General features: G+C 47.2%; 10 protein-coding genes and 1 riboswitch. Of the genes, 9 read left to right on the top strand and 1 reads right to left on the bottom strand.

All coding sequences use genetic code 11. The features are described from left to right. Nucleotides 1–165 precede the first annotated feature (165 nt). Nucleotides 166–2,100, bottom strand: a complete 1,935-nt coding sequence (locus NST38_RS03800) for an amidase family protein (RefSeq protein ID WP_076253843.1) — start codon at nucleotides 2,098–2,100, stop codon at nucleotides 166–168. 368 nt (nucleotides 2,101–2,468) lie between these two features. On the opposite strand from NST38_RS03800, the gene NST38_RS03805 reads away from it, so the two are divergent. The 9 genes from NST38_RS03805 (at nucleotide 2,469) to purS (ending at nucleotide 11,362) form a co-directional block, all read left to right on the top strand. Then, the gene (locus NST38_RS03805; protein WP_076253842.1) at nucleotides 2,469–4,598 is read left to right on the top strand and encodes a DNA topoisomerase III; all 2,130 of its coding nucleotides are present in this window, start codon (nucleotides 2,469–2,471) and stop codon (nucleotides 4,596–4,598) included. A 74-nt stretch (nucleotides 4,599–4,672) separates the two neighbouring features. After that, a complete protein-coding gene (locus NST38_RS03810; RefSeq protein WP_017690703.1) occupies nucleotides 4,673–4,810 on the top strand; it encodes a hypothetical protein in 138 nt (45 codons plus the stop codon). 126 nt (nucleotides 4,811–4,936) lie between these two features. Further along, on the top strand, nucleotides 4,937–5,200 hold the full coding sequence (locus NST38_RS03815; protein WP_076253841.1) for a DUF1294 domain-containing protein: 264 nt from the start codon (nucleotides 4,937–4,939) through the stop codon (nucleotides 5,198–5,200). A 222-nt stretch (nucleotides 5,201–5,422) separates the two neighbouring features. Further along, entirely contained in the window at nucleotides 5,423–5,857 is a 435-nt protein-coding gene (locus NST38_RS03820; RefSeq protein ID WP_047840488.1) for a universal stress protein, read from the top strand. A 271-nt stretch (nucleotides 5,858–6,128) separates the two neighbouring features. Further along, nucleotides 6,129–6,230: riboswitch (purine riboswitch) on the top strand. Nucleotides 6,231–6,424: 194 nt separating this feature from the next. Next, on the top strand, nucleotides 6,425–6,910 hold the full coding sequence (gene purE / locus NST38_RS03825; RefSeq protein ID WP_017690699.1) for a 5-(carboxyamino)imidazole ribonucleotide mutase: 486 nt from the start codon (nucleotides 6,425–6,427) through the stop codon (nucleotides 6,908–6,910). Continuing rightward, entirely contained in the window at nucleotides 6,907–8,109 is a 1,203-nt protein-coding gene (gene purK, locus NST38_RS03830) for a 5-(carboxyamino)imidazole ribonucleotide synthase (RefSeq protein ID WP_076253840.1), read from the top strand. The genes purE and purK overlap by 4 nt, the downstream gene beginning before the upstream one ends. Next, nucleotides 8,106–9,404, top strand: a complete 1,299-nt coding sequence (purB, locus tag NST38_RS03835) for an adenylosuccinate lyase (RefSeq protein WP_036668399.1) — start codon at nucleotides 8,106–8,108, stop codon at nucleotides 9,402–9,404. Before purK ends, purB begins: the two co-directional genes overlap by 4 nt. 252 nt (nucleotides 9,405–9,656) lie before the next feature. After that, nucleotides 9,657–10,529, top strand: coding sequence for a phosphoribosylaminoimidazolesuccinocarboxamide synthase (locus NST38_RS03840; RefSeq protein ID WP_076253839.1), 873 nt, complete (start codon nucleotides 9,657–9,659; stop codon nucleotides 10,527–10,529). A gap of 587 nt (nucleotides 10,530–11,116) precedes the next feature. Then, nucleotides 11,117–11,362 carry a phosphoribosylformylglycinamidine synthase subunit PurS gene (purS, locus tag NST38_RS03845; RefSeq protein WP_017690695.1) on the top strand — a complete coding sequence of 82 codons (246 nt, stop codon included), beginning with the start codon at nucleotides 11,117–11,119 and terminating at the stop codon, nucleotides 11,360–11,362.

The raw sequence follows: 11,362 nt of genomic DNA on the forward strand, positions 1-11,362 counted from the left end.
ACTTATGACTGTGCAACACAAAAATAAATAGAGAAAAAAAGAGACCACCCAAACTTCATGCAGTCATGAAGAGGGTGGTCTCTTTATTGGGTTAACTCGTTTCAAAAAAGTGATATGATTGCATTTATTTTTTTGTTAACTGGATTGCTTAATTCCATAAATATTTTACGGCGTAAGCTTAGGCGCTTGGCGGTGATGAGTTCCTTGTTCGTAGCTGTAAGCCAGCTTTATCAAGGTTCCTTCATCAAAGGCTCGACCAAGGAATTCCATGCCTACTGGCAAACCATCAGTTGTGAAACCGGCAGGTACAGTGATTGCCGGGAAGCCGGAGAATGGACTCAGACGGTTGTTACCACCGGAGTTTTGTCCTTCGCCAATAACACCAGCGGCTTGTGTGGACGTAGGATAGATGATGGCATCCAGGTTGTTGTCTGCCATAACTTTCAGCAGGGACTCACGTGTAACTTGGGTGCGTTTCAGGACGATGTCCTTGTATTCGGTAGTCTCCAACGTTTGGCGTGCATCCCGAGTCTTCATGGATTGTTCTTGTGACTTATCAAACTCTCCGGAAGCGATGATCTCGGACAGACTGTGATATGGAGCGTTTGCACCCAATGAGTCCAGATAGTCATTCAGTTGGAACTTGAATTCATATCCGCTGAGACTTGGGTATTTGTTGATCTCAGTCAAGTTCGGGATGGAAATGGGAACTGCGGTAGCGCCCAGTGTCTTCAGTTCTTCCACAGCGGTGTTGATCACGTCAGCAACGGCTTTTTCTTCAGCTTTGGTACTTGGGATGAGTTCTGTGGCCACACCGATGCGTGCACCTTTCAGTCCGTTTACATCCAAGAAGTCTGTATAGCTGGATGGAATTTTGCCAACCGCGTAGGCTGTAGCGACATCCTTTTTATCATAGCGGGCTGTAGCATCCAGCATAATTGCAGCGTCACTTACCGTACGAGCCATAGGTCCACCTACATCCTGTGTCAAAGCCAGTGGGATAATGCCTTCACGGCTGGACAGTCCGATGGTTGGGCGGATACCCACAAGGCTGTTGAAGCTGGATGGGATTCGGATCGAACCGCCAGTGTCTGTACCCATGCCGGCTGCAGCAAAGTTTGATGCAATGGCTGCACCTGTTCCACCGCTTGAGCCACCTGGATAATGGTCCAGGGCGTATGGGTTCAGCGTTTGTCCACCCAATGAGCTGGATGTCGTGATGCCAAATGCGAATTCATGCAGGTTTGTTTTGCCCAAAATAATGGCGCCAGCTGCTTTGAGTTTCTTCACTTGTTCAGCATCGTGAGCAGGGACGGAATCTTTCAGACAGATACAGCCTGCGGTTGTCGGCATATCATTGGTATCGAAATTGTCTTTTACCAAAACCGGAACGCCATGCAGAGGCCCGCGGGCACCTTGGGCTGCACGTTCTTCATCCAATTGCTCCGCAATTTGGAGTGCATCCGGGTTCAGGGTTAATACGGCGTTGATGCTTACACCTTGATCATCGTATTTCTCAATGCGGTCCAGATATTTCTGAACCAGCTCTTTTGATGTCAGTTTTCCTTGCGTCATTGCAGTCTGGAGATCCATAATGGTTGCTTCCTCCAGGACAAACGGTTTTATGTAGTTATAAATGCGGTCTTTCAGTATGGAGAGGTCATTCTCGGTAAGTACAGCGTTTGGAAGGAAGAGGGATTCCGTATAACCTTTCATCAACCCCGCAGTATTCAATGCACCAACAGCACCTGCGAAAGTGGCTTCATCCGGGACATCCTTGAATGATTCGGTAGTCGAATCCAGCTTGAGCCATTGTTGCAAGGCGACCGCAGCATCTTTACGTTGTACGGTTGTGCTGGAGAGCTTGTCCATGGTAAAAGGAACACCTGCAAGTGTAGCCGCTTCTTCCATAGCCTGAACAAATGCTGCCGGAGTAGCAGGCGCTTTTCCTTTGGATACAGCTGCTACTGTTGTTTTACTCGTAGGCGTTGCCGTTGCAGCTGATGCCGAATGTACCGTTCCTCCCCATGTTGTGGCAACAACAGCACCTGCCAGTAACAAAGCCCCACTTTTTTTCAATACAGATCCATGATAAGTCATGCATCCACGCTCCCTTCCTGTGTCTCATTGATGTGTTAGCAGCGATTCTGTTTCTATGCTTTGACACATTGTATAGTTATGTCAGGTAATCTTACAAGGTTTATATTTATCCAAAAAAACGTATACATCAATACTTTACAGTGTTAATACTTATTCATGCTTCTGTTTACATGTACTCAGAAAAACTATTACATATTATAATGTGAAGAAATATAACACGAACTCGATATGTTGATTAAACATGAGGTTACATGATGCGATTAGTTAGGAAGTAGAGATGACAGAGCATACCTTTAGTGTGAAATGATATAATGAAAAGATAGGGATAAAAGAGACATAACGTTCTACCAGAGAGGAAGAGATATGAAGTGAAGACATTGGTACTCGCAGAAAAACCATCTGTAGCACGCGAAATAGCCAGAGTTATGGGTGCGCGTGATAAACATAAAAGTTATATGGAAGGCCCGAAATATATCGTTACCTGGGCGCTTGGACATCTGGTGGGATTAGCTGAACCAGAGGATTACGACAAAAAGTATGCCACATGGAATCTGGAGGACCTGCCCATTCTGCCAGAGCGTAAGAAACTGAAAGTACTTAAAGAGACCAACCATCAATATAAAGCCGTGCAGCAGCTGATGAAGCGTCAGGATGTGGGTGAGCTTGTCATTGCGACGGATGCAGCACGTGAGGGAGAATTGCTGGCACGTTGGATCATGCAGATGGCAGGGTGGAAAAAACCTTTTAAACGCCTGTGGATTTCATCCCAGACAGATAAGGCGATCAAAGACGGATTTGCTTCGCTGAAACCAGGTAGTCAGTTCGACCGTCTTTATGAATCTGCACGCTGCCGGGCGGAAGCCGACTGGATGATTGGACTTAACGTGACCCGTGCACTAACCGTTCGTTTTAATGCGCAGTTATCAGCTGGACGTGTACAAACCCCGACATTAGGCATGATTATGGATAGGGAAAATGAAATTACCGGTTTCCGCTCGCAGGAGTATGAGACGTTAACGGCAGATTTGGGAGATTTTCAGGCTGTGTGGCGGGCAACTGGGGGAGATTCGCGAATCTTTGACCCTCAGGAAACGCAGGAATTGAAGAAACGGGTAGATGGGCGCAAGGGCACGATTGCCCAGGTGAAGAAAAGCGAGAAAGTAGAGCCACATCCACTGGCATATGATCTGACGGAACTACAACGGGATGCCAACCGGAAGTATGGTTTCTCTGCAAAGCAAACATCAAATGTCCTGCAACGTCTGTATGAACAGCACAAGCTTGTGACGTATCCGCGTACGGACAGTCGATACCTCACTTCGGACATGACAGCTACGTTGAAAGAACGGCTGGATAGTGTAGCCATTGGATCTTATGCGTCTTTGGCACGTCCTTTGTTGCGCAAAAATCTGAATATCACCAAACGTATTGTGGATGACAGCAAAGTTACGGATCACCATGCGATTATCCCAACGGAGCAGACGGTGCTTCTGAATCAATTGAATCCAGAGGAACGCAAACTGTACGATCTGATCGTACGTCGTTTTATCAGCCTATTCTATCCGGCAGCGAAGTATGATTCGGTTGCGATCACGGTTCAAGTGGGGGGCGATTCCTTCCATGTCAAAGGAACAACTGTGAAAGAAAGTGGATGGCGTGAAGTATATGGCGGTGATTACAGCGATGATGACGATGACCGGGCTGACGATGCAGCAGACCATGAGCGTGATCTTTTGCCAGATGTACAGCAAGGACAGTCCGTGACGGTTCAGCGTTGCCATATTAAAAGTGGACGGACGATGCCGCCCAAACGGTATACCGAAGCTGCTTTGCTTTCCCAGATGGAAAAGTATGGACTCGGCACTCCGGCTACACGTGCGGATATTATCGAGAAGCTGGTCAGTTCCCATACAATAGATCGTCAAGGCAACAGCATGCACCCGACTGGCAAAGGAAAACAGTTAATTGAACTGGCTGCTCCTCAGCTTCGTACACCGGATCTGACTGCTCGCTGGGAAGCTGAACTGGAGCGGATCGCTCGTGGGCAAGGGAAACCGGGGCCGTTTCTGGATAGTATCCGATCCATGGCGAAAGAGCTGGTGTCTACGGTAAAAGGCAGCAAAGCAGAGTACAAGCCGCATAATGTGTCCAATAGCCATTGCCCGGACTGTAACGCACGGTTGCTGGAGAAGAAGGGCAAGCGCGGCAAGTTTCTTGTATGTCCTACCGAGGACTGCGGGTATCGTCGTTCGGCAGAGAAGAGACTCTCCAATCGTCGTTGTGCGCAGTGCCACAAAAAGATGGAAATCAAGGAAGGCAAGGCTGGGTTATACGTACAATGTCTACCTTGTGGTATTACAGAAACGTTGGATAAGGATAAACAGCATGTGAACAAACGCGATCAGCAAAAGCTGGTGAAACAATATGCTAAGCAGGAGTCCATCGGTTCCAATCTGGGTGAACTGCTGAAGGCGGCTATGGAGAAAAAGGGAGAGTAACACGCTTGAGGGTAGTTGAAGTCGTATAAGATCCTCCGTTTTCAGGCAACGTAAGCCAAGGAGGTGATACCTACATGCCGCATAACAAACCAGAGAAGATCCATAACCAGCAAAACAAAGACAGTATTCGGGAAGAGAGTATCGCTGTGCGCCCGGACAAAGCAGCCAAAAGAGCACCAAGCCTGAACGGTATTCCAAAACAGGAGTCCTAGGTTAGAGCGAGGTTAGCGTTATTACACAAAATTGCGGTTCCCTATCCGGTGCGTTGAACATGTCTCTGATGAGGACTATAATGGAGACAGGGAGATGTCCCGGGACAGGGGGATCGCTAGAATTATATGCAAACCGGACTTATATTGTGGTTTTTATTTATTAATGTAGTTGGTTATATGGTGATGTCGGATGATAAGAGGCGTGCACAACAGCGTCGTGACCGTACACCCGAACGGACGTTATTCTTATTAGCATTTATAGGCGGTGCTTTGGGAGTCTGGATCGCGATGTATCGGAAAAGGCATAAGACTAAACATCCCAGCTTCACCATTGGCATTCCGTTGTTGTTGTTCTTAAATGCGGTAATCTATGGTTACTTTATTCAATGAACACATGGAACAAATGCGTAACCATTCGAACAAGACTTACGCTGAAGTGAAAGGTGTATCATTCATTCGTCTGATATGTAAATTCATTCGTATAAATGGTTCATTGTGGTTCCGGAACGTTTAAGGAGTTACATGGTTCTGTTATTTAACTGTTAGTTTATTACATGTCAGACCGAAGCTTGCTTCGCGTGCTCTACATATAAAGGAAGGGACGGGATTCACATGTTATTTTCCAAAATATTAGTGGCTTATGATGGTTCCAAAGCTTCAAATAAAGCACTTGATCGTGCGATTGAGCTAGCTAAAGTGTCCCCAAATGCAGTACTGGATGTCATTCATGCTTTTGATTTCCCGCGTGTATTCATCGGTGAGGGGTTGGCTCCACTGCCACCTTCACTTAATAATGACTACTACAATCTGGCGGTGCAGACAACAGATGAAGCGAAAGAACGAATTCAGGCTGCGGGTGTAACGGCCAATGTGGACCTGATTCAAGGAGCAGCTGCGGAAGTATTGCTTGATTTTGCCAAAGAAAATGATTCTGATATCATTATTATTGGTAGCCGTGGACTGGGTGGTATTCGGGAATTTGTCCTGGGTAGTGTCAGTCATAATGTGGTTCAGCATGCGCAGGTTCCAGTACTGATCGTAAAATAATGGATGAAGTGTGTGAACACACTAAAAGCAGGAAGCCGGTTGTCTTCGAGAGATTGAAGAGGAGCCGGCTTTCTTTTATGGGATGAAATGGATGGTTAAGCGAATTTAAAGAAGCAATTCCCGAACATTATATTTGTCAATATGTTAAATGTTCGTCTTTAAGTTGACATTAGCTGTAGGGGATTGTTAGAATGTTAGATGTGTCGATCAGGTAAGAATAAGGTCGAGTAGGAACGAAATATGTAATAAGAGATTACAAAAATGAACGAAGATAGTTTGATAGATATTTGCTCGTATAACGCCGGGAATAGGGCCCGGAAGTATCTACCCGGGAACCGTAAATTTCCGGACTACGAGGAGATACGGCTGAGAGTCGCATGCAACCAGATGCGGACAGCAAGCCCCCTTTTGGCATGCCCAAATGAGGGATACGTATTTCTTGGAGTCCGGTGTCCGGAGAAAATGTGATGTTTTCGCGGGTAGCGGATTTTTTCATTTCACACGTAATAAGAGTTCCTTAATAGTCAGATGTAATCAAAAAAGCGCAGACGGGAGTTGGATGTATTCATGTCACTGCAAGTCGCTGTAATTATGGGCAGCAAGTCGGATTGGGAAACGATGAAACATGCGTGCGAGGTGCTGGACGAACTGGAGATTGGGTATGAGAAAAAGGTGGTCTCCGCCCATCGTACACCGGATCTGATGTTTGAATACGCAGAGCAGGCGATTGATCGAGGATTTAAGGTGATCATTGCAGGGGCAGGCGGGGCAGCACATCTACCCGGTATGGTTGCCGCCAAAACGATGCTTCCAGTCATTGGCGTACCGGTTCAATCCAAAGCATTGAACGGTCTCGATTCCTTGTTGTCCATTGTTCAGATGCCTGGTGGTATTCCCGTCGCAACTGTGGCGATTGGCAAGGCAGGGGCAACCAATGCAGGATTGCTGGCAGCTCAAATGATCGGTGCTTTTGACCCGGATGTCCAACGTCGCTCTGAAGCTCGAAGAGAGCGCATCAAACAAGAAGTACTCGAAAGCAGTGAAGAACTATGAGTAGTACAGGGAACCAATCCGGTATAGCAGGAGAGCTGAAAAATGTCCTGCTGCCGGGGAAGACAACCATCGGCATTCTAGGGGGCGGACAGCTCGGACGTATGATGACGCTCGCAGGAACGGCAATGGGGTATCGATTCGTTACTCTTGATCCCACTGCGGATGCGCCTTGTGGTCAAGTTGCTCGTCAGATTGAAGCTGGTTATGACGATGCCAAAGCTGCACTTGAACTGGCTCGGCAATGCGATGTCATTACGTATGAATTCGAAAATGTGGATGCAGAAGTCGCTGGGCTGCTCGAGCGTGAGTCTTACGTTCCACAAGGAAGTGCGTTACTGTACACCACACAACATCGGTTGCGTGAAAAACGTGCGATCGAAGCTGCTGGAGTAAGAGTCGCGCCTTATCGTGAGATCACAAGTGTGGATACGATGCTTGCTGCTGTTAGCGAACTTGGAGTGCCGTGTGTACTGAAGACGGTGACTGGAGGCTACGATGGCAAAGGTCAACGGGTCATCCGGGAAGCAAGTCAGGCTGTTGCGGCATACGAAGAACTTGCAGCTACTGGTGCGGAACTGGTGCTGGAACAATTCATCAAGTTTGAATGCGAAATATCGGTCGTTGTAGCGCGTAGTACAAATGGGGAGATCAAAACGTTCCCGCCAGCGGAGAACATTCATGTAAATAACATTTTGCATGCTTCAATTGTACCGGCTAGAGTTGCCGCAGATATCCAGATTGAAGCTCAAAAGCTGGCAGCAGCGATAGCAGAATCGATGAAGGCTGTTGGGCTGCTGGCTGTGGAACTGTTTGTAGCGGCGGATGGAAGACTGTACGTCAACGAACTGGCACCAAGACCACATAATTCCGGTCACTATACGATGGAAGCTTGTGCGACTTCTCAGTTCGAACAACATATCCGTGCGATCTGCGGATTACCACTTGGGGACACTTCGTTATTGAGTCCGGTTGTTATGGTCAATGTGCTTGGAGAACATCTGGAAGGCATTATCGCCAGAACAGGGCAACCTGATGCAGAAGCGATAGAACTCGGTGTGATTCCCAAGCTTCATATATATGGTAAAACCGAAGCAAAAACAGGACGGAAGATGGGGCATGTGAATCTGCTCTGTCAGGATGTTGAAGAAGGATTGCAATGGATTGAACAAACTAACCTCTGGAGGAATACAAATTCATGATTGAACGTTATAGCAGACCCGAAATGAGAGCCATCTGGACCGAAGAGAACAAATTCCAATCGTGGCTGGAAGTTGAAATTTGTGCATGTGAGGCGTGGGCCGAACTGGGTGTAATCCCTAAGGAAGAAGCAGCATTGCTTCGTCAGAACGCATCTTTTGACATCGATCGCATCTATGAGATTGAAAAGGAAACACGTCATGACGTTATCGCATTTACACGTACGGTATCTGAAAGTCTGGGTGCAGAGCGGAAATGGGTGCACTACGGACTGACTTCCACAGATGTCGTGGATACGGCTCTGGGTTATGTACTGCGTCAAGCGAATGAGATTCTGGAAAAGGATATCGTGAATTTCATTGAAATTCTTCGTGAAAAAGCATTGGCTTATCAGCACACACCAATGATGGGACGTACGCACGGTGTACATGCAGAGCCAACAACATTTGGTCTGAAAATGGCATTGTGGCATGAAGAGATGAAACGGAACCTGGAGCGTTTCCGTCATGCAGCAGACAATGTACAGTACGGCAAAATCTCAGGCGCAGTAGGAACGTACGCGAACATCGATCCGTTTGTTGAAGAGTTTGTCTGCGAGAAGTTGGGCACGAAACCTGCGCCAATCTCAACTCAAACATTGCAACGTGACCGTCACGCAGAATATATGGCTACACTGGCGTTGATCGCAACGTCCCTGGACAAGTTCGCTACAGAGGTACGTGCACTGCAGAAGAGTGAATTCCGTGAAGTGGAAGAAGCTTTTGCTAAAGGTCAAAAAGGATCTTCTGCGATGCCGCACAAGCGTAACCCGATCGGTAGTGAAAACATCTCCGGTCTGTCCCGCGTCATTCGCGGACATATGGTATCCGCATACGAGAACGTAACACTTTGGCATGAACGCGACATCTCACATTCTTCCGTAGAACGTATCATTCTGCCGGATGCAACGATGCTGCTGAACTACATGCTGAACCGTTTTGGTAACATCGTGAAGAACCTGACGGTATTCCCTGAGAACATGAAACGTAACATGGAGCGCACCTACGGGGTACCATTCTCCGGTCGCATCATGACCAAGCTGATCGATAAAGGTTTCAGCCGCGAGCAAGCATACGATACCGTTCAACCACGTGCGATGCAAGCATGGGAAGAACAACGCCAGTTCCAGGATATCGTGAAATCCACACCGGAAATCACGGAAGTGCTGAACGAAGAAGAAATTGCAGATGCGTTCAACCCATCATGGCACCTGAAGCACGTAGACACGATCTTCAAAAAGCTTGGCTTGAACGACTAATATATTAAGGTTTTGAATTATTCTACTCTCTAAAAGTATAGGTTGATTATGTGTTCACGCTGGAACGGAGAAGGCAGAAAAAACCTGAAGAAGCAAAGCGCTCGCCTTTATCCCCGGATTTTCACTTTGCAAAAGTGGGATCAAAAAATCTGGGGATAACAGCGATCGGAAGGTTGTTCTGCATTCGTAGTGGCCCCGCGTGAAGAGGGGAATTGGACGTATACTTTACATCTCCTGAAAGAAGGTGAGCCCATGGCACTGTCCACTGCGGCAGATCTCGTTAAAGCACCTCTGTTATATAAAGGAAAAGTACGTGAATTGTACGATCTGGGTGAACATTTTCTGATCGTGGTTACCGACCGAATCTCGGCATTTGATTACGTGCTGGACCCGGCAGTTCCCGAGAAAGGAAACGTACTGAACAAACTAAGCAGCTTCTGGTTTGAACTGACAGGTGACATGATGGAAAACCACGTCGTTCATACCGATGTGAATCAACTGGGTGACCTTATCACAGACCCTGAATTGCTCAAAGACCGCATCATGGTAACACGCAAAGCTGAACGCATTGATATTGAGTGTGTTGTGCGTGGATACATCACGGGTGGGGGATGGAGACAATACGAGACGAGTGGTGAAGTGAATGGCATTAAACTGCCTGATGGACTTCGCAAAAACGCCAAGCTCGAAGTTCCCATTTTCACACCGGCAGCCAAAAACGATGTTGGTCACGATGAGGACATCCCAATGGATCGCATGAAAGAACTGGTGGGAGACGCACTCGCAGTTGAGCTTCAGGAAAAAAGCCTACGACTGTACGAATTCGCCCGTGATTACTGTGATCAGCGTGGCATCATCCTCGCAGACTGCAAATTCGAGTTTGGCATCGTGGATGGCAAGGTCATCCTGATTGACGAAATCTTCACCCCAGATGCTTCACGCTTCTGGGCCAAAGAGAATTATGAACTCGACATCGAGATCGACAGCATGGATAAAGAGCCAGTGCGAACCTATCTCGCCGGAACCGATTGGGACAAGAACAGCAAACCCGATCCACTTCCACAAGAGGTAGTTGAAGCAACAACCGCAAGATACGTCGATATTTATAACCGTTTAACGAAATAATAAAGTTTAACGTTTGAGGAGACTAACGTTTGAGCGGGCTACGAGAAAGTTTGGCTTTCGATCGCTGTTGCCCCCGGAATGTTTTGATTGGAATCCTTTTTTCAAAAGGAAACATTCCGGTTGCAAAGGCGAACGCTTACGCTTCTCTAGCTCAAATCTTTCCCTCCGCCAGTGTTCAAACTGGTGGGTGAGGCAATTAAGAGCGGTGGCTTCCCACAGGTAGGGGAAGCCTGAAAAATTAAGAGAATTAAATTCACTAATTACTAAAGTAACTTAAAGACCATTCACCATTCACTGTTTTGAAGGAATGGTCAGGCTAGACCATTACACACCGTGCAACGTAAAAGGTTTAGGCCTTTAAAAAACGTCGCATGGACTAGCGGAGGGGCGGAATTGTTCTTAAAGGAGCGATAGCGTTCGCCTTTGTCCCCGGGTTTTGACCGCAGAGCGGGCCAAAACAATCCAAAAAACCTGGGGACAACAAGCGACCGGAAAGAACAATCCGCCCCGGAGCAAGCACCAAAAGTAACTTTTTTAACAGCGTAAAGCATTTATCCCGTTCATTACTGAGGAGGAACATAAGGATCATGATCAAAGCAACCGTATATGTCACTATTAAGCAAAGCGTACTCGACCCGCAAGGCGTAGCTGTTCAAGGAGCCCTGCATTCAATGGGATTCAACGAAGTGGAAAGTGTACGGATCGGTAAAGTCATGGAACTGAACCTGGATACAACAGATCGTGCGGAAGCGGAGAAACGTTTGAAAGTCATGTGTGAAAAGCTGCTGGCCAACACCGTTGTTGAAGATTACCGCTACGAATTGGAGGGTTAA

This window comes from Paenibacillus sp. FSL H8-0104, assembly GCF_038050215.1.
GTDB lineage: Bacteria > Bacillota > Bacilli > Paenibacillales > Paenibacillaceae > Paenibacillus > Paenibacillus amylolyticus.